21 protein-coding genes are annotated in these 18,671 nt (G+C 69.1%); 12 read left to right on the forward strand and 9 right to left on the reverse strand.

The window, feature by feature from the left end:
* Window positions 1-463: 463 nt before the first annotated feature.
* The 3 genes from OHS71_RS08560 to OHS71_RS08570 all read left to right on the forward strand — a co-directional run bounded on the left by OHS71_RS08560 (window position 464) and on the right by OHS71_RS08570 (window position 2,316).
* A complete protein-coding gene (locus OHS71_RS08560; protein ID WP_328478454.1) occupies window positions 464-898 on the forward strand; it encodes a hypothetical protein in 435 nt (144 codons plus the stop codon).
* A gap of 81 nt (window positions 899-979) precedes the next feature.
* Window positions 980-1,636, forward strand: coding sequence for a DUF3105 domain-containing protein (locus OHS71_RS08565; protein ID WP_328478456.1), 657 nt, complete (start codon window positions 980-982; stop codon window positions 1,634-1,636).
* Entirely contained in the window at window positions 1,633-2,316 is a 684-nt protein-coding gene (locus OHS71_RS08570) for a DUF305 domain-containing protein (protein ID WP_328478458.1), read from the forward strand. The genes OHS71_RS08565 and OHS71_RS08570 overlap by 4 nt, the downstream gene beginning before the upstream one ends.
* A 168-nt stretch (window positions 2,317-2,484) precedes the next feature.
* On the opposite strand, the gene OHS71_RS08575 is transcribed toward OHS71_RS08570, so the two are convergent.
* The 6 genes from OHS71_RS08575 to OHS71_RS08600 form a co-directional block, all read right to left on the reverse strand.
* A complete protein-coding gene (locus tag OHS71_RS08575) occupies window positions 2,485-3,207 on the reverse strand; it encodes a cation transporter (RefSeq protein WP_328478460.1) in 723 nt (240 codons plus the stop codon).
* A complete protein-coding gene (locus OHS71_RS08580; protein ID WP_328478462.1) occupies window positions 3,207-3,542 on the reverse strand; it encodes an ArsR/SmtB family transcription factor in 336 nt (111 codons plus the stop codon). Before OHS71_RS08580 ends, OHS71_RS08575 begins: the two co-directional genes overlap by 1 nt.
* A 125-nt stretch (window positions 3,543-3,667) precedes the next feature.
* Window positions 3,668-4,957 (reverse strand): MFS transporter, encoded by a 1,290-nt coding sequence (locus OHS71_RS08585; protein WP_443046882.1) that lies wholly within the window; start codon window positions 4,955-4,957, stop codon window positions 3,668-3,670.
* A gap of 5 nt (window positions 4,958-4,962) precedes the next feature.
* Window positions 4,963-6,072 (reverse strand): PLP-dependent cysteine synthase family protein, encoded by a 1,110-nt coding sequence (locus tag OHS71_RS08590; protein WP_328484445.1) that lies wholly within the window; start codon window positions 6,070-6,072, stop codon window positions 4,963-4,965.
* A gap of 1,461 nt (window positions 6,073-7,533) precedes the next feature.
* A complete protein-coding gene (locus tag OHS71_RS08595) occupies window positions 7,534-8,169 on the reverse strand; it encodes a DUF305 domain-containing protein (RefSeq protein WP_328478466.1) in 636 nt (211 codons plus the stop codon).
* Window positions 8,170-8,257: 88 nt separating this feature from the next.
* Entirely contained in the window at window positions 8,258-8,650 is a 393-nt protein-coding gene (locus tag OHS71_RS08600) for a DUF6153 family protein (protein ID WP_328484446.1), read from the reverse strand.
* A gap of 232 nt (window positions 8,651-8,882) precedes the next feature.
* Here OHS71_RS08600 and OHS71_RS08605 point away from each other — a divergent pair, with 232 nt between their 5' ends.
* The 6 genes from OHS71_RS08605 (at window position 8,883) to OHS71_RS08630 (ending at window position 14,322) form a co-directional block, all read left to right on the forward strand.
* Window positions 8,883-9,257 (forward strand): BlaI/MecI/CopY family transcriptional regulator, encoded by a 375-nt coding sequence (locus tag OHS71_RS08605; protein ID WP_328478468.1) that lies wholly within the window; start codon window positions 8,883-8,885, stop codon window positions 9,255-9,257.
* A complete protein-coding gene (locus OHS71_RS08610; RefSeq protein ID WP_328478470.1) occupies window positions 9,254-10,165 on the forward strand; it encodes a M56 family metallopeptidase in 912 nt (303 codons plus the stop codon). The genes OHS71_RS08605 and OHS71_RS08610 overlap by 4 nt, the downstream gene beginning before the upstream one ends.
* Before the next feature lie 158 nt (window positions 10,166-10,323).
* Window positions 10,324-11,349 carry a C40 family peptidase gene (locus OHS71_RS08615; protein ID WP_328478472.1) on the forward strand — a complete coding sequence of 342 codons (1,026 nt, stop codon included), beginning with the start codon at window positions 10,324-10,326 and terminating at the stop codon, window positions 11,347-11,349.
* A 32-nt stretch (window positions 11,350-11,381) separates the two neighbouring features.
* Complete coding sequence (locus OHS71_RS08620; RefSeq protein ID WP_328478474.1) at window positions 11,382-12,245, forward strand: F510_1955 family glycosylhydrolase; 864 nt, start codon at window positions 11,382-11,384, stop codon at window positions 12,243-12,245.
* A gap of 54 nt (window positions 12,246-12,299) precedes the next feature.
* The gene (locus OHS71_RS08625; protein WP_328478475.1) at window positions 12,300-13,619 is read left to right on the forward strand and encodes a type II restriction endonuclease; all 1,320 of its coding nucleotides are present in this window, start codon (window positions 12,300-12,302) and stop codon (window positions 13,617-13,619) included.
* Between the two features lie 142 nt (window positions 13,620-13,761).
* Window positions 13,762-14,322 carry a hypothetical protein gene (locus OHS71_RS08630; protein ID WP_328478477.1) on the forward strand — a complete coding sequence of 187 codons (561 nt, stop codon included), beginning with the start codon at window positions 13,762-13,764 and terminating at the stop codon, window positions 14,320-14,322.
* A 49-nt stretch (window positions 14,323-14,371) separates the two neighbouring features.
* Here the strand turns inward: OHS71_RS08630 and OHS71_RS08635 are convergent, their stop codons facing one another.
* Window positions 14,372-14,923 (reverse strand): hypothetical protein, encoded by a 552-nt coding sequence (locus OHS71_RS08635; RefSeq protein ID WP_328478479.1) that lies wholly within the window; start codon window positions 14,921-14,923, stop codon window positions 14,372-14,374.
* A gap of 11 nt (window positions 14,924-14,934) precedes the next feature.
* A complete protein-coding gene (locus tag OHS71_RS08640) occupies window positions 14,935-15,099 on the reverse strand; it encodes a hypothetical protein (RefSeq protein ID WP_328478481.1) in 165 nt (54 codons plus the stop codon).
* Window positions 15,100-15,212: 113 nt separating this feature from the next.
* Between OHS71_RS08640 and OHS71_RS08645 the strand changes: the two genes are divergently transcribed.
* The 3 genes from OHS71_RS08645 to OHS71_RS08655 all read left to right on the forward strand — a co-directional run bounded on the left by OHS71_RS08645 (window position 15,213) and on the right by OHS71_RS08655 (window position 18,017).
* Window positions 15,213-15,860 carry a TetR/AcrR family transcriptional regulator gene (locus tag OHS71_RS08645; protein ID WP_328478483.1) on the forward strand — a complete coding sequence of 216 codons (648 nt, stop codon included), beginning with the start codon at window positions 15,213-15,215 and terminating at the stop codon, window positions 15,858-15,860.
* A gap of 140 nt (window positions 15,861-16,000) precedes the next feature.
* Window positions 16,001-17,125 carry a HoxN/HupN/NixA family nickel/cobalt transporter gene (locus OHS71_RS08650; protein ID WP_328478485.1) on the forward strand — a complete coding sequence of 375 codons (1,125 nt, stop codon included), beginning with the start codon at window positions 16,001-16,003 and terminating at the stop codon, window positions 17,123-17,125.
* Between the two features lie 79 nt (window positions 17,126-17,204).
* A complete protein-coding gene (locus OHS71_RS08655; protein WP_328478487.1) occupies window positions 17,205-18,017 on the forward strand; it encodes an aminoglycoside adenylyltransferase domain-containing protein in 813 nt (270 codons plus the stop codon).
* 113 nt (window positions 18,018-18,130) lie between these two features.
* Here OHS71_RS08655 and OHS71_RS08660 read toward each other — a convergent pair whose 3' ends face one another.
* Entirely contained in the window at window positions 18,131-18,595 is a 465-nt protein-coding gene (locus OHS71_RS08660) for a DUF5990 family protein (protein ID WP_328478489.1), read from the reverse strand.
* Window positions 18,596-18,671 lie beyond the last annotated feature (76 nt).

An 18,671-nucleotide genomic window follows, 5' to 3' on the forward strand; every position in this document is an offset into this window, starting at 1 on the left:
CGCTGTATCAGTGGGCGCGAAGGGGGCCGACGGACCACAGCAGCCCTCGCCTTGCCAGGCGTCGCGGCCCTCCTTTACCGCGACGGCGGCGATCGCCAATGCGGCAACGGGGTCGGCCCAGGACCGTCTGAACAGACGGTTGGCCAGCTGTCTGACCAGCAGCCCGGCGGACAGGTAGGTACACAGCAGGGTCTGGGAGTCGGCGACCACAGACGCCCTCGTCGGCAGCTCCTGACTCAGCGATCTGTTCGCAGATCCCAATCAGCGACCGAATCGCCGCGGGGCGCGAGGCGGCCAGCCATGGGAAGCCACAGTCGCCAGACCACTGAAAGCCACACCTCACGCCCCTCGGATGTCCCAACCCTACGAATGGCTGGACAAAACCAATGACCACCGTAGGGACCACTGAGTGTCCGGGCGAAGGTGACAGCCTGGCCACAGGGACCGCCTAAAATCACTGGTGATGGGGACCTCAAGACAGCACATGCTCAGGGCCGCGGACCGGACCACGCGGCTCGCCGTGCTGTGCCCCGCCCTGGCGGTACTGCTTGCCGTCCTGGTGATGGGCCTCGGGGACGTGACCCATGGGCACGGCGGCACCCCGACCGCCACCGCCATGAACACCATGTCCGCCCCACCGATCGCGATGGACACCTCGGACGGTCACCACACGACCGCGACCACACACCCGGCCGGCTGCCCTCCTGGTGACGTGTGCTGCGGACCGGCCACCGAAGGCGTACGAGCCGTACTCGCCACACCCGCCCAGCCACTGCCTGCAGTCCTGCCCCGGGCGCCGGGCCTGCCGAGGCCGCCGACGGCATGCTCGCGGGCCACTCCGTCCCCGCCGACCGACCGCGCTCCCGATCTCCACGTCCTCCAGGTGCAACGGACCTGAGTCGGACCGTGCCACACGCGCTCCGACATCCACCCACACCTGCACTCACCGCCGTACGGCGAGGACGAGGACACCACAGCCATGAGCAAGACCAGCAAGAAGAAGGCCACCGCAGACCGCCGTGCCCGCATAGAGGAGATGCGCCGCGCCGAGAAGGCTCGTGACCGGCGCAACCGCATCATCACCATCACGATCAGCTCGGTCATCGTCGCCGGGCTGGTCGGCTGGGGCGCCTGGGCCATCAACGACGCCAACGAGAAGCAGGACCAGAAAGCCGCCGCGGCCAAGAAGCCCGTCCAGGGCGAGAAGACCTGGAACGCCAAGAAGCTCGGCCGCAACCACGTCACCGGCACCGTCAAGTACCCGGTGAACCCGCCGGTCGGCGGCGACCACAACCAGGCTTGGATGACCTGCGACGGCACCGTCTACACCAAGGCCATCGCCAACGTGAACGCCGTGCACTCCATGGAGCACGGCGCGGTTTGGGTCACGTACAACGACAAGGCCACCGCCGCAGACGTCAAGACGCTGAGCGACAAGGTCTCCAAGACGCCCTACACCCTGCTGAGCCCGGACAAGACCCAGTCCGGGACGATCACGCTGTCGGCCTGGGGAGTCCAGCTCAGCGTGAACAAGGCCTCCGACCCCAGGGTCGAGCAGTTCCTCACCAAGTACGTCCAGGGCGCGCAGACCCCGGAGCCGGGCGCCGCCTGCACGGGCGGACTGACCGCCTCATGAGGGCCACCACGGTGGCAGCACACGCCGTGACGGACTCCGAGGCCGCACCCACCCGCAGCTCCTCCACGGTCCCGTGGGTCGTCGTGGCCGCGTCCCTGGCTGCCCTCGGCCTGATCCTCTGGTTCGTGGTTCCTGGCGACGAGGCCACCTCCGAGGTGCCGACGGCCGCCTCCGCCGACGCGGGCTTCGCCCGCGACATGGCCGTCCACCACCAGCAGGCCGTCGAGATGTCCTTCATCGTCCGCGACGGTACGGACCACGAGGACGTGCGCCGTCTCGCGTACGACATCGCGCAGACCCAGGCCAACCAGCGCGGCATGCTGCTGGGCTGGCTCGACCTCTGGGGCCTGCCGAAGACGTCCACCGACGGCTACATGGCTTGGATGAAGGGCGACGCCCACATGGGCCATCAGGTGGAGGACGGCTCCCTCATGCCCGGTATGGCCACCAACAGCGAAATCGACCAGCTCCGCAAGGCCGGCGGCAAGCAGGCCGAGATCCTCTACCTCCAGTTGCTGACCGACCACCACATGGGCGGTGTCACCATGGCCCGCGCCTGCGCCGAACAGTGCACGGTCCCGCAGGAGCAGAAACTGGCCCAGGGCATGGTCGAGGCCCAGCAGTCGGAGACGCAACTCATGGCGGACATGCTCAAGGAGCGCGGGGCGGCACCCCGCTGATCCGAATGCCCGTCATGCCAGAAGCGGGGTGGCGCCAGTCCACGGACCCGGCTGCCGCCTCGCTTCATGTCGTGGACGACGACGGCGGCCCGTCCTCCGGAGAGAGGTGCCGCCGGAACTCGTACAGGACCAGTGCCACTCCGGCTCAGCCACGCACCAGCAGCTCGCCTACTTCGCCTGAGTGCAGCACGAACACCCCGGCCCGCAGCCGCCCCCGTCCTTCTCCACGGCTTCACCAGCGATCCCGTCGACCGGTACCGCACAGCAGGCGTCGCCGCGCCATGCCTCCCGCCCCTCCTTGAGCGCGACGGCGGCTATCACGAAGGCGGCAATCGGGTCGGCCCAGCTCCAGCCGAGCAGAGAGTTGGCGAGCAGGCCGACGAGGAGTACGGCGGACAGGTAGGTGCACAGCAGGGTCTGTTTCGAGTCGGCGACCGCCGAGGCGGAGCCGAGTTCGCGTCCGGCGCGGCGCTGGGCGGCGGAGAGGAACGGCATGACCATCAGGGAGAGGGCAGCCAGCACGATGCCCGGCGTGGAGTGCTCGGCCTCGCCGGTTCCGGCTAGGGCACGGACGGAATCGACGGTCACGTAGGCGGCGAGGGCGAAGAACGACAGGGCAATGACGCGCAGCGCCGTCTTCTCCCGGGCGTCGCGTGCAGCATGGTCGGCGGCGGAGAACTGCCAGGCGACAGCTGCCGCCGAGGAGACCTCAATGACGGAGTCCAGGCCGAAGCCGATCAGTGCGGTCGAAGAGGCGAGGGTGCCCGCGGTGATGGCGACGATCGCCTCGATGACGTTGTAGGTGATGGTCGCGGCGACCAGCAGGCGTATGCGCCGGGCCAGTTGGGCGCGGCGGGCCGGTGCCGGCCCCAGGGACATTGAGGTCGCCATCAGCAGCAGCCCTTCTCCTCCGCGTCCACGCAGGTGCGGTCGGCCTCGACGGCGAGGACCGCTCCGCGCAGGTCGTCCAGGGCGTGGCCGAGCCGGGCGTCTGCCAGCTCGTAACGCACACGGCGTCCTTCGGGGACGGCGACGACGATGCCGCAGTCGCGTAGGCAGGCGAGGTGGTTCGACAGCCGGGTGCGGGAGACCTCAAGCCGTTCGGCCAGGTCCGCCGGATGCGCCGGCGCTTCTCGGAGGGCGAGCAGGATCCGACAGCGGATCGGGTCGGCGAGGGCACGGCCGAAGCGGGCCAGGGCTTCGACGTCGGAGGCGATAGTCAGCACACCATCGACGGTACATGAATTCCTGAATTCAGGAATTCATGTACCACAAGAGAGCGACAGGCGAGCTGCCCCGCGGTCGAGCGAGAAGGCATCGGGCCGCTCGTCCGACCGCAAGGACAGCCCGGTCAGGCCACGGCCGGTTCCGGCTCAGCGATCGTGCGCGTCAGGCGGCCGCTGCGGTGCAGTCCGTAGAGGGACCCGGCACAGGCCAGTCCGAGGGCGAGCAGCGCCAGCCAGGGCAGCGCGGACATGCCGGCCGACCGGGCGGCGTCGAGAGCCACGCCGGTGAGCAGGTTACCCAGCGTGATGCCGATACCGCAGATGGTGTTGTACAGCCCGTAGTGGGTGGCGACGAGACGGCCGCCGGAGAGCCGGACAATGGTGTCCATCTCGAAGGGGTACGCGATCATCGTGCCGAGCGCCAGCAGCAACGCGGCCAGGGTCGGCGGTACGGCGGCAAGCAGCCAGCGCCCGATTCCCTCATCCGGTACGGGCACGGCCGTCGACGCGAGCAGCGGCACGAACGCGAGCCCCATGCTCAACAGCCCCCACGCCAGGGCCTGTCCGGGCTCGCACCGCGCCTTGCACCACGCCGTCACCCGGGTCTGGCCGAAGATCGTGGACAGACCGGAGGCGGCGAACAGCAGCGCCACGGCCGCCGTACCGAACTCGCCGTCGCCGCCCAGGCGTCGGACCTCCAGCGGAAGCGCCAGATAGACCTGGAAGGACAGGACGTACGAGCCGATCATCGCCGTCGCGAACAGCAGGAACGCGCGGTTGCGCAGGATGCCCCGCCACTGCGTCAGCACACTCTCCCGCTCCCCCGCGTCCGTGGCCGTGGCCTGGTCCGCCCGGCGGGCCGGCAGTGAGCGGATCTGTACGACGCTCAGCAGCGCGAAGATGGCCGCTGAGACCAGGCAGGTGATCCGGAAGTCGAAGCCGGTCAGCAGCATCCCCACCAGCGGTCCCAGCAGGATCCCCGCCTGGTAGAAGACGTTGAACAGCGCGAAGGCCTCGACCCGCCGCTCCCCCGCGTCGGCCGCGAGATACGCCCGGACGGCCGGGTTGAACAACGCGCCCGCGAAGCCAGTAGCCGCCGACGCGGCCAGCAGCGCCGGGACCGAGTCGACCAGACCGAGCGCGGCGAAGCCGACGGTGCGCAGTACGCATCCGGCGACGATCAGCGGCTTGTAGCCGAACCGGTCGGCGAGGGTGCCCCCGACGAGGAACATGCCCTGCTGGCTGAAGTTCCGTACGCCTAGCACAAGCCCGACCAGCCAGCCCGCCAGGCCGAGGGTGCCGGACAGGTGGGCGGCCAGGTACGGCATCAGCATGTAGAAGCCGAGGTTGATGGTGAACTGGTTCAGCAGAAGCAGCTGGACGCTCCGCTCGTAGGAGCGGATCTGCGTGAGCATCGCCTTCACTTGGCGCCGCCCTCCGCACCGGCCGTCTCTGCCATCAGGGAGAGCGGGTCGCTCACCGCCGTGCAGCGGGTCCAGCGGGTGACCTCCTTCTCGTCGGGGCGCCCGACGACCTCCGGTTCGGGCGCTGGTGTCACGTCCGACAACCCGTGCTCGGCACAGTATTGGTCGTCGTACACGGTCTCCAGATAACGCTGCGGCCCGTCCGGGAAGATCGCCACGATGCGCTTGCTCAAGGGGCTTGTGCGGGCGAGCCAGCCGGCCACGAGTGCGACCGCGCCGACGCTCCAGCCGCCCGTGGCGTAGTGCGAGGCGGCCAACTGCCTGCAGGCCCACACCGATTCGCCGGGTGCCACCCAGTGCACCTCGCTGAAGTTCTCGTACGCCACGTTGCGCGGGTAGATGCTGGAGCCGAGACCACGCATGAGGCGAGGCCGGGCGGGTTGGCCGAAGATGGTCGAGCCGACGGTGTCGACGCCCACGAGCCGCATGCCGGGGTACAGCTGGCGCAGCACGCGCGAGATGCCGGCTGAGTGGCCTCCGGTGCCGACGCTGCAGACGAGGACGTCGATGTGGCCCAGCTGGGAGGCGAGTTCGAGGGCGAGCGGGGTGTAGGCGGCGACGTTGTCGGGGTTGCTGTACTGGTCGGGGCACCAGGCGCCGGGGCTCTGAGCCAGCAGCTCGGCGACACGCTCGCGGCGCGCCTCCTGCCAGCCGCCGGTCGGGTGCGGCTCGGTCACCATGTCGACGGTCGCTCCGTAGGCGGCGAGCAAACGGTTCATCGACGGTTCGAGGCCCGGGTCGGTGACGAGCGTGACGGGGTGGCCGTACACCATTCCGGCCAAGGCGAGGCCGAGTCCGAGTGTCCCGCTGGTCGACTCGATGATCGGCCGGCCGGGCTGCAACTCATCGCGAGACCGTGCTCGTTCGACCATGTGCAGGGCCGGACGGTCCTTGATTCCGCCGGGGTTGAAGCCCTCCAGCTTGGCCCAGAACCCGCGGTCGGCCGGGGTGAAGGGCTGGGAGACGCGCAGGACGGGGGTGTTGCCGACGAGCCCTTGGAGGGTGGAGCCGGCGGGGGTGAAGTCACTCGTGGTCAGGGAGTGCATGTTCTTCGCTCTCGTTCGGTATCGACGCATGCGGATGCTCATCTCGCGCGGCGCCCAAGCCCCAGGGCGGGACGCGCGGCAGGTCGGCCGGGGCCGACCTGCGGGACGGCATCTATATGCGCCACCGGCACGTGGTGGTGAGAGCGGACCGACTGCCGCACTGCGGCAGTCTTCGCACGGCATCGGAGAGTTCGGTCGAGGAACTGTCCGTCGTGCCCGTGGCAGCCGCAGTGGTGAGGGCGGGCGGCGGGATACGAGCCGAGGACTGCGGGCGTGCGACGGCCCCGGAGCGGGCGCCAAGGCAACTGTCCGGGGACTCGGATGCGTCGAGGACCTCACCCTCGGAGTTCCCCTCGGGGCGGGGAGCTTCACTCGACGCGACGGCTAAGCGATCGGAAGGCTGATCCGGCCCGTGGAGCCGGTCACCGAGGCACGCCAGCAGCATGAACAGCAGGGCATAGAGCGTGCTCCGGGCAAGTCGGCTCCTGCGGAGCGAACGGGCCCAGGTGAAATGGGCGCTGGCAGTGACAGGGGTAGGCGGCACACGTCCTCCGCGCGGCTGCTGCCCTCGCCGGAACACGCTCGGCGGGGACAGAGATCAGTGGGGGGTTAGGGGAGAAGTCGTCGACCATCCCCGCGCCGCACTGTGGAACGCCATGCGCAGGAGGTCAGACGCCGTGGACCGGCCGCGGAGGGGAGGGACGGTCACGGCCTTGAGCCGAGTCCGGGAACCCCTGCGACGTCAACCGGTCCGGGAAGCCTGACCTAGATACGAAGAACCGCTGAGTCCGCCGCATGCGCTATCGGGGCCGCGGCGTCCCGTGCTGCGGAGTGGCGGGAGTGCGCCGGCCGGGGCGCAGCACCGTTGTCACCGGTCTCCGAGTGCAGCGGCGACAGGCAGGGCAGGGCCACGGCGGGGCCCTGCGGAGGTTGTCCCAGCGCGCAGTCCTCGCCGGTGTGCTGCTGCCCATGGCCGTCGTGGTGGTCGGCTGGGCGCCCCTCCGCAGGCTGCGCCACAGTGGCACTCGCAACGCTTTCGCCTTCGGCAGTGGGCTCGAAATAGGTACCGGAGGACGAGACGCCCCCTTCGGTCACGAGGTGACTCACCGTCGCATCGGGGCTGACAGCATGCGTATACAGCAGGCCGAAGAGGAACAGGCCCAGTCCCAGCACGCGCCACAGAACCGCTGATGAGCGGCTCCGTCGCGTGACGGAGGGAGACCAGGACGTAATCACGCCGTGATCCTAACCTGGCGCGACGGCCTTGGCATTCCGGGCATGGGGAACGGTGTGTGAACAAGCCACATGCCGACACCGGCGCCACCCGGTAGGCGCAAGCCCGTGGAAACGCTGGTCACTTCACCGAAAGCAAACGGTCCGGTCGACCTCCTGCGGGGACATGGAAAACGGTGCGGTCGACGGCGATCCGCGCCGTCGGCCACACCGTCTCCTGGCGATGCGTCAGCTCTTGCCGAGCATCTTGTTCATTTCCTCGATCTCGGCGGTCTGAGCCGAGATCACGTCATCCGCCAGCTTCGTGGCCGGGCCGTACTTGCCGTCAGCCTTCTCCGTCTTGGCCATCTCGACGGCACCCGTGTGGTGCTCGACCATCATCTCGAGGAACATCTTGTCGAACTCGGTGCCGGACGCCTTCTCCAGCTTGTCCATGTCCTCGCTGCTCATCATGCCGGGCATGCCGGAGGACATGTCGTGGCCCTCCATGCCGGACATGTCCGCGGGGACCTCCTCGCCCCACGAGGTGAGCCAGCCGGACATCGTCTTGATCTCCGGGTCCTGCGCGCCCTTGATCTTCGTGGCGAGGTCCTTGACGTCCTGCGAGGAGGCACGGTCGGCGGCCAGCTCGGCCATCTCCACGGCCTGACGGTGGTGCTGGATCATCTCCGTGGCGAAGGAGACATCCTGACCGTTGTGGTCCCCGGCCTTGGCCGAGGCGGTCGCGGACGGGCTGGAGTCGGAGTTCATCGACCCCATGTCATGACCGCCACCGCCGCTGCTACAGGCGGCCAGCACGAGGGTGGCCGCACCGGCGGTGACGGCGAGGGCGGTACGACGGACGATCTTGCGGCGTGCAGTCATGGTTGAACTCCTGTGCTCGGATCTGGTGAATGGCATGCCGAAGCTCCTCGCCCCACGCGCGTGAGCGGGCGGCGAGGCGCGGGCCGCTCTAGATCCGCAGGAGCTGGAGCTCGGAGAGTGAGGGCGGGGCGCGGCCGCCGTCGGGGCCGCTGCCGGCCGACGACGTAAGCGCCTGTGACGCGGCACGGGCCACGGCGTCGGGCAGGAGCACCGGCACCACCAGGGGAGTCCCTGCGACGGACGCGGAGGCGCACGCCGGATCCGCGTGGTCCGTGTGGCCCGTACAACCGCCTCCGCCGTGATCGCATTCACCCGGCATGGACGCCGTCACATCCGTGTGCGCAACCACGGCCATCTGCTCGTGCGCGGACGAGCTGGCGGTGACCCCGGGCATCGGGCCGAGCCCATGCATGCCAAGCAGGCCCAGGAGCAACGCGCACACGAGCAACCCACAGGACCGCACCATCGAGTGCGGTCGCATGAGCTGTCCGAGGCGCGTCACGGCCTCATCCTAGGCATGGTCATCGGCCTCTTGCTTCTCGGGCGACACTGGAGTAGACACTGGGAACGGATACCCGCCCAGGGTATTGCAGCGACGAGGCGGGCCGCCAGCTCGACCGGACCCTGTGACTCCCCGCCTTTACCCCAGTGGCCTCATAGAGCGGGCGTCTACTATGGCCTTGCGTATTCGGTGGCGAAAAGGAGTCGGGGCCATGCGGCGGCTGGGGGATCTTGAGGCAGAGATCATGGATCGTCTCTGGACGTGGAACCGTCCGGCGACGGTGCGCGAGGTAGTGGATGACATCAATAAGGTTCGCCCCGTCGCGTACACCACGGTGATGACCGTCACCAACATCCTGTACGGCAAGGGCTGGCTGCTGCGTGGCAAGCACGGCCGGGCCTGGCTGTACTCGCCGGTCCGCAGCCGTGAGGCGTACGCCGCCGCGCTGATGGAGGACGGTTTGGGGGAGAGCAAGGACCGCTCGACCGCGCTGGTCCACTTCGTCGAGAACATGTCCGAGGAAGAGGTGGCCGCCCTGCGCAAGGCACTGCGGAACGTGAATCGGCAGGCAAAGGCGGAGTCGTGAACGCGGCCCCGGCACTGGTCGGCTACACGACGGCAGTGGGTTTCGTGGCTCCGCGACTGCTGCTGCGCAGCGGCTGGCCGCACCGGGCCCCGGCGCTGGCGGCGGCGGTCTGGCACGCGCTGGCGGTCTCGTTCTCGATCGGCGTCGCGCTCTCCGCCGCCAGCCTGGCCATGCCGACGGAGCACCTGCACGCGGGGCTGGTGGGTCTGCTGCACACCTGCGGGCTGGCCGTCGGCGCGGGGCAGCCCGACCCGGACATGGCGGACCGCCTGGCAGTCGGTGTCCCTGCCGTGATCGGGATCGCTCTCGTCGCCAGCTTCGCCTTTCACGTCATTCGCGCCCACCGGGCGCGCGCGGAGCACCGGGAAGCCGTGGACCTGGTCGGCCGCCGCTCGGCCCGGCTGTGCGCCACCGTGCTGCCGTACGACACCCCCGCCGCCTACTGCCTGCCCGGCCGTCACGCCCGGATCGTGATCAGCGACGCGGCCGTACGTCAGCTGACCCCGGAGCAACTCGGTGCCGTGCTGGAGCATGAGCAGGCTCACATCGCGGGTCGGCACCATCTGGTCCTGGCCGCCGCGGAAGCATTCCACTCGGTCTTCCGGTGGGCCCCACTGGCCCGCCACGCGCGGGAGCAGACGGCACTGCTACTGGAGATGATCGCGGACGACCGCGCGCTGCGCAGCCATTCCCATGAGGCTCTGGCCACCGCGATGTACGAGATGGCCGCGGCCCGCGCACCGAAGGGCGCGCTGGCGGCGGGCGGCCCGAACGCGCTGATCCGCCTGAAGCGGGTCCTCGGTCCGCGCAAGGCCCCGCACCCCGCCCTGTGGGGCTCGGTCGCGGCCGTGGCGCTGGCGGTACCGCTGCTGCCGCTCCTGGTCGCCTGCCCGCCCGGACTCGGCTGAGTGCCTCCTGGTGGGGCTCCTGTGATTCGGATTCGCTTGCGATGTCATCTACGAAGCTACTAAGTTCTGACTCGCTTGCCCCGGCCGTTGCCGCGGCACCGACCCGACGGCCACCACCCGTCGCTCGGTCCACAGACGCGCTAAGGAGTCACCCCGCGATGGGAACGCACCGTCGGCCGAAGCCCCCCAGCCGTGCCCGGATCGCCACGCTCGGGATGGCGGCCGGCGCGGTCAGCCTCCTGCCGACGCAGAGCCAGGCGGCGCCGAACCCCTCGGTGGACGAGGTGCGCAAGCAGGTGGAGAAGCTCTACGAGGAGGCCGAGGCCCCCACCGAGGAGTACAACGGCGTCCTGGAGAAGCAGCAGAAGCTGCAGGACGAGGTCGACAGCGCCCAGGACCGGCTGGCCCGCAAGCAGCAGGAGATCAACGAGCTGCGCGAGAAGATAGGTCCCTTGGCGGCGGAGCAGTACCGCACCGGCGCCGTCGATCCGAGCGTGCAGCTGTTCCTCTCCAGTGACCCGGACGACTATCTGGGGAAGGCCGAGGCCCTGGGCCGCACCAGTGACCGGCAGGCCTCCGCGCTGCGGGCACTGGAGAGCAAGCAGCGTGAGCTCGCCCAAGAACGCGCGGCCGCAGCCGAGCAGTTGAGGTCCCTGCAAGAGGCGCGCACGAAGGCCAAAGAGAAGAAGGACCAGGTCACGGCCAAGCTGACCAAGGCGCGGAAGCTCCTGAACAGCCTGACCGCCGCGCAGCGCGCCAAGATGGAGGCTGACCAGGAACGCGACGACGTCGCCGCGGGTACCAGCGACGCGCCTGCCTCGTACAACGGCCCGGCCAGCGGTCGGGCGAAGACCGCCATCGAGTTCGCGTACGCCCAGCTCGGCAAACCGTACGAGTGGGGTTCGACCGGCCCCAACTCCTACGACTGCTCGGGCCTGGTGGGCGCGGCCTGGCGCTCGGCGGGCGTCTCCCTGCCCCGCACTGTCAAGCAGATGTACGACGCCGGCCGCAAGGTGTCCCAGGCCGACCTGCAGCCCGGCGACATCATTTACTGGTACAACGACAGCCAGCACAACGGCATGTACATCGGCAACGGCAAGGCCATCCACGCCCCGCGCACCGGCAAGAACATCGAGATCACCCAGGTGAGCTATATGCCCTTCTATGCCGCAAGCAGGCCCTGAGCGTCAACTCCCATACTTTTCAAGGAACTTCTGTGACATCCCGCCCCATCCCCCGCGCCCTGCTCGCCACTGCGGGAACCGCATTCGCTTCACTCGTTCTCGCCGCCTGCGGGGGCGGATCGTCCGACACGGGCGAGACTGCGGCGGCAACGGCGGAGGCGCTCTCGCATGTGCACGGGCTGGGCGTCGATCCGGCCGACGGCCGGGTGTATATCGCGACCCACAGCGGCCTGTACACGGTCACCGAGGGCGAGAAGCCGAAGCTCGTCGGCGACCGCCGGGACGACTTCATGGGCTTCACCGTGACGGGCAAGAACACCTTCATCGCCAGCGGACACGGCGCACCGGGCAGCGGCCGCCCAGGCAATCTCGGCCTGGTCGAGACCCACGACGCGGGCCACAAGTGGACGTCCTGGTCGCTCTCCGGAAAGGCCGACTTCCATTCCCTGGAATCGGCCAAGGGCATCGTCTACGGGTACGAGGGCGGGCGGATCCGGGTCAGTGATGACCTGAAGAGCTGGGACGACCGGGCGACGCTGGAAGCCCTTGACCTCGCGGTGAACCCCGGCGGAGACACGCTGCTGGCGACGACGGCGGAGGGCGTCGTCACCAGCACCGACGGGGGCCGGACATTCGGCGAGGGCTCCGGGCAGGTCCAGGCGTTTGTGTCCTGGCCCGCCGAGAAGTCCCTGTTCGGCATCGACACATCCGGGAAGCTGAGCGGCAGCGGGGACGGCGGCAAGAGCTGGAAGCAGCTCACCACCGTGCCCGGCGGGCAGCCCCAGGCACTGACCGCCGTCGACGCCGACCACATCCTCGCCGCGACGATGACCGGCGTGTACGAGTCACGCGACAGCGGCAGGACCTTCACCCAACTCGCGCCGCTCGCTTCCTGAGTTGTCGTACCGCTGCGAGACGCATCGTGAAGTCCGGTGCCACAATGCTCTGTTGTGACGATCTCTCCCTCTTCCTCCGCTTCGTCCGCCGTGCTCAGCCTGGACCACGAGGCTGTCGGTGCCCTCATTCGCCGGTGGCGGGACGACCCCGGCAGCACCTACCGCACGTGGTTCCTGTGGGAGGAGCGTACGAAGAACTTCCGGTCCATCCGGCGCGGGATCGAGCAGGTCGTACGGGAGATCGAGGCGGACACCTTCGGGGTCGCCTACAAGGGATCGTCGCTGGAGACCGTCGTCGGCTCGATCGCGGAGCAGCGCCAGATGTTCAAGGGCGCCGACCACGCCTTCCTGTGGAAGCCGAAGCTGCGCATCCCCGACATCTACGAGGACCGGGAGAACCAGCTCGCGTTCGCCCGGATGCTGGAGACGTGCCGGTGCTGCACCACCGAGGCACAGGTCCTGGGTGCGATACGCACACTGGCCGGGCAGGGCATCAAGGGGCTCGGCCCGGCGGCGGCGAACCTGCTGTATTTCCTGCACCCCACCATCGCCTCACCCTTCAACACGGCCATCGTCAACGGCTACAACGCCCTGACCGGCGCGAGGGTCAAGCTCGGGAAGTGGGACGAGTACCTCGCGATGCGCGAGGGGATCCTGGCGATCAACGCAACCCACCGCAATCTGCTCTCCAACGATCTGGGCGCGGTCGCCGGACTGCTCTTCGATCTGGGCTCCGGCCGTTACGTCGCACCGCCGCGCGGCGACGAGGACACGGCGGCGGCCCGTGCCGCCTGGCAAGCGGACCTGGAGCAGGTCCGTTCGGATGCGAAGGCCGAGAAGGTCCGGGCGGAGGCCGAGCGGCAGGACGTGTCGCACACCGAGGTGCAGGCGTGGCTGCGTGACCTCGGCAGGGCACTGGGCTTCCAGGTCTGGATCGCCGCCAACGACCGCAACCGCCAGCACGAGGGCCGGCGGCTCGCGGACGGGTGTCTCATCAAACTTCCGTCGGAGCTGGCGAAGGGGCCTGCGGGCGAGGCGATCAGTCTCATCGACGTGCTGTGGCTGGAGCCGGAGGGCAAGGTGGCCGCGGCCTTCGAGGTGGAACACACCACATCCATCTACTCCGGCATCGTGCGCATGCTCGACCTGGCGCTCAGCGGCGACCCGGACGCCGCGCACGGCATGTATCTCGTCGCGCCGGACGCGCGCGAGGCCGAGGTCCGCGCCCAGATCCGGCGGCCCGCGTTCAGCCGGGTCGCGGACCTGAAGGTGCGGTATCTGCCCTACGGCGAGCTGCGGACCAACCGGGAGGCGATCATGCGGTTCGGCAAGGGGCTGCATCCCATCGAGGCCCTGGCGCGCGACCTGAGCTGAGCCGGTTCGGAGGTGCCTCGCCGATGCGGGCGCCGCCGATGGTCAAGACTCCGTCATGTGCCACCTGTGGCTGAACGGGGCCGGAGTTCCCGGACGTACTAAGGGAGTAAGTAGAACCGACTCCCAACGAAGGGACAACTCCGTGTTCCGGCAACGCATCGTCCTCACCGCGGCCGCAGGCCTCGCCTCCACGCTCCTGCTGGCCGCCTGCGGCTCCTCGACGGACAACGCGTCCGATACGAGCCCTGGCAGCGCCGCCCCGGCCGCCACGGCCAGTTCGGCTCCCGCGACGTCCGCACCGGCCGAAAGCGGTGACTCCGGCAGCGGGGACATGGCCACGACCACCATGGTGATGGCCAAGGAGATCCAGGGCATGGGGAGCCTGGTCACCGACGACAAGGGGATGACGCTCTACCGCTCCGACATGGACCAGGCAACCCCGTCCATGTCGATGTGCACCGACGACTGCACGAAGACCTGGATGCCGGTCATGGCCCAGGACTCCGTACAGACCATGGGCGTCGAGAAGAGCCTCCTCGGCTCGGTCGACCGCTCGGACGGCATGAAACAGCTCACTCTTGGCGGCTGGCCGCTGTACCGATACATGGGCGACACGAAGGCCGGGCAGATGAACGGCCAGGCCAAGGACAAGATGTGGTTCGCCGTCACCCCGTCCGGCAAGAAGTCCGCAATGACGGGCTGAGCGGAGTTCTGTGGCCGCCGGGCTCCCCACCGGGGGGTGTCAGTGGCCGTCAAGCCGCGACGGCCGGGTCCTCCTGGACGGCAAGCCGCTGCCGAGCCCGCGACTCGTGCTGCCTGTGCCACCCGTACCGGGTCAGCCCCTTGGGCTTGTACACCGACAGCGCCACCGCCACGACCAGTACGAGCAAAGCCGCGGCGGCGTCGGCCAGCAACTGAATCCTCATACCCACGAGGTCTCCGCCGGAGAGCGTCGCCCGGGCAGCGGCATCGGCGACGTGGCCGACGACCCGCATGTGCACCAGCAGCAGCACGGTGGCCACCACATTGATCAGCAGCTTGAACACGACCCAGTAGTGGCGGAACAGGCCCCATGCGGTCCCCAGCGCCTGGACCAGGCCGGTGAGCAGCGAGGCGAAGCTCAGCGGCACCAGGGCGAACCAGCCGGTCAGCTCCATCGCGAAGTAGGCCCCGCGCACTGTCTGGGCGTCCTGGCCGGTCAGGCCGACGACGGCGAGGACGACGAAGACAGCGACGGCGCCGAGCCAGCCGACCGAGGAGGTCACGTGCGCGGTGAGGGCGAGCTTACGAAGGCGTGGACTCATAGCCATGGCGATCAGTGGCCGCCCATTCCGCCACCGACCGTGTGCATGAGCACGAACGCCACCAGCAGTGCGGATCCGGCGACGGTACCGAACACCTTCACCCAGCGGGGCACGCCGGGATGCGCCGGGACATCAGAACCGTAGTCGGCGTCGGGGCGCGATTGTGAGTCAGCCATGAGTGAGTCCTTCAGTGCTCGTTTACGGACAGGCGACCCCCGCACTTTACGAGACACCGTGTCTACGGTGTCAAGCAGAGTGTATGGACATCGCCGCCCCGTACACTGATCCGGTGCCGAAGCTGTGGAACGAGACGATCGAGGCGCATCGCCGCGCGGTGCGCGACGCGATCCTGAACACCACGGCGGAGCTGGCCGCCGAACACGGGGTGCGGTCGGTGACGATGTCGCAGATCGCCGAGCAGGCCGGCATCGGCCGAGCCACGCTGTACAAGTACTTCTCGGACGTCGAGACGATCCTGCTCGCCTGGCACGACCGCCAGATCACCGAACACCTCGGACAGCTCGCCGAGGTCCGGGACCAGGTCGACGGGGCCGCCGAAAAACTCGAGGCGGTCCTGCGGACGTTCGCCCACATCTCACGTCACACCCGCGGGCGCCACGGCACGGAACTCGGAGCGTTCCTCCACGGGGACGAACGGGTCGACCGGGCAGAGCGGCAGCTCCATGACATGATCCGTGAGCTGCTGGCCCAGGGCGCAGAGGACGGCAGCTGCCGCGACGACGTCACACCCGACGAGCTGGCGACGTACTGCCTTCACGCCCTGACGGCCGCCGCCGCCCTGCCCTCCGAAGCGGCGACCGACCGGCTCGTCACGGTGATCCTGTCCGGGCTGCGCACAGGGCCCTCCGTTCCGGACGACCGACGGCAGAAGGACCGGCACGGGCACCACGACGGCCACCGACACCCGGGGCACTGAGCTCGCACCGCTGCCCTCATCACCTCCGCATCTACTGAGCAGCAGCCTCGTCCAAGTTGTTGCTAATAAGTTGCATCTGACTACTAGTCTCCATAGAGAATGGGCTGCGACCTGAGCACGACCCGATCAAGGACACCACCATGACCGCTGCGCCCCAGCCCCAGCCCGGCCTCCTCCGGCGTATACGGGGAGCACTCACTCCGCGCGAATGGGCCCGGGCCGGCGGACTGGCCGCCGCGATCCTCGCTCTGCACGTCATCGGCTGGGGCACGCTCCTGCTCATCGTCGTCCCGCAGCACTTCGACATGGGCAGCCAGGGAGCGTTCGGCGTCGGCCTCGGTGTCACCGCTTATGTGCTCGGCATGCGGCATGCCTTCGACGCCGACCACATCGCGGCGATCGACAACACCACCCGCAAACTGATCTCCGACGGGCAACGGCCCCTGTCGGTCGGCTTTTTCTTCTCGCTCGGCCACTCCTCGGTCGTGTTCCTGCTCGCCCTGTTCTTCGCGCTCGGCGTGCGCTCACTCGCCGGACCGGTGCAGGACGGCGGCTCCAGCCTGCACGCGACGCTCGGCGTCATCGGCACCTCGGTCTCCGGCGTCTTCCTGTACGTCATCGCCGCCTTCAACCTCGTCGCCCTGGTCTCGATCCTCCGGGTCTTCCGCCGGATGCGTTCCGGCGGCCACACCGAGGCGGACCTGGAAGCGCAACTGAACGCCGGCGGCGGCGTGATGACCCGGATCCTGGGCCGGGCGACCCGGGCCGTCGGCAAGCCCTGGCACATGTATCCGCTGGGCTTCCTCTTCGGCCTCGGCTTCGACACCGCCACCGAGGTATCCCTGCTCTTCCTCGCGGCTGGCGCCGCGGGCGCCGGGATCCCCTGGTACGCGATCCTGTGTCTGCCGGTGCTGTTCGCGGCCGGGATGAGCCTGCTCGACACGATCGACGGTTCGTTCATGAACTTCGCGTACTCCTGGGCCTTCTCCAACCCGGTCCGCAAGGTCTTCTACAACATCACCATCACGGGACTGTCGGTCGCCGCCGCCCTCATCATCGGGACGGTCGAGCTGCTGTCGATCGCCGCCGAGAAGCTCTCCCTGCACGGCGCCTTCTGGGAGTGGGTCGGCGGCATCGACCTCAACAGCGTCGGGTACGCAGTCGTCCTGCTGTTCGTCGTCACCTGGGCGGCCGCGCTGCTCATCTGGCGCTACGGCCGCATCGAAGAGAAGCGGGCGCTCACCCCGCAGACCGCGGACGACTGACCGGGGCGACTGGCCGGGGGCGCGGATCCACGGAATGCGTACTGGCGCCGACGCCTCCCGAGGTGCAGGCTCTGCCGCCATGATTCTGGATTCCTCCGTCTATGTCGTCGTCCAGACCTATCTGCACGCCCTCGACATAGAGGCCCCAGGGCTCATTCAGGGGCTGTATCTCGTGGGCTCGGTGGCCCTGCAGGACTTCCATCCCGGGGCCAGCGACGTCGACTTCGTCGCCGTGACAGCGGCGCCCCTGGACGACCAGCAGGTCGACGTCGTACAGCGGGCGCACACGCGCCTGGCCGACGCACACCCCCGGCCCTACTTCGACGGCTCCTACGTCACCTGGGCAGACCTCGCCGCCGATCCGCTTCAGGCCGTGCCGGGGCCGCACGTCCATGAGCACCGGTTCAGCCGCGCGACCCGCGGCGACCGCCACCTGGTGACCTGGCACACCCTGGCCGATCACGGCGCCGCGCTGCGCGGGCCACTTCCAGGCGACTTCGCCATCCACACGGACCCTGCCGCTCTCGCCGCGTGGACGCACCAGAACCTGGGCACCTACTGGCGGCCCTGGTGGCACCGCGCGTCACGACTTCCCTCGCCGCTGGGCCTGGCCTGCCTGGGCACTTGGGGGCCCGCCTGGGGTGTTCTCAGTGTCAGTCGCCTGCACTACACCCTGGCCTCGGGCAGGATCACTTCCAAGCAGGGCGCCGGGGAGTACGCGCTCACGCGGTTCGACGACAGCTGGCACCGCATCGTCGAGGAGTGTCTGCGCATCAGGTGCGGCACCTCCGGGAGATCCCTCTACCGCAGCCCCTTCGAACGCCGGACGCAGGCACTCGGGTTCATCGACATGGCCATCCACGACGCCCAGCAAAGTGGGTACGTCTCCTAAGTACTTTCGTGGAGCCGAGCACGGTACAGAACGCCGATTCGAGGGGCAGCGCGGGGTGGACACGCCCCGCATCGCATGCCTGCCCCTCCTCGCGCCTTCGGCTCTGAACGCCGCTAGGCGGTGCGTTCGGCGATCCAGGCGATTCGTGACGGCACGACCCGTGCGCACAGCGCGGTGCCCCGGGCGTCGGTGAGGCCGAGGCGTCCGACCAGCAGGCCGCTGCGTGCGGCCGCATCGAGGATCTCGGCGGGGATGGCGTCGAGCATGAGCTTGCCCCGGCGGAACATCGTGAAAGTGCCGCCCTCGTCGAGGGTGCCCCAGGACAGGTAGACGAACCGCCGGCCCGGGTAGCCCTGCACGTACGGTCCGCGCACATCTGTGCCGCTCGGCGACGGGGTCGTGGTGCACTCCGGGGTCCACGTCGCGGAGCCGGCGTCACCGGGCTGTGGTTCGAGGAGATCGGCTGGACGATCACGGCGTTGTACAGCGGCGTGGATATTGCGGTACACCCGCTCGGTGCCGTCGGCGGGTGGGCGAGTGAGGCCGGGCAGGTCGTCGGCGTCGATGCGGATGCGCATGCCGGTCATCATCCTCGCCCGTCGACCGGCTGCGCCCCCACTCGCAGGGGGGCCGAAGATGGACCGTCCCAGGACT

It is taken from the genome of Streptomyces sp. NBC_00377, from assembly GCF_036075115.1.
GTDB lineage: Bacteria > Actinomycetota > Actinomycetes > Streptomycetales > Streptomycetaceae > Streptomyces.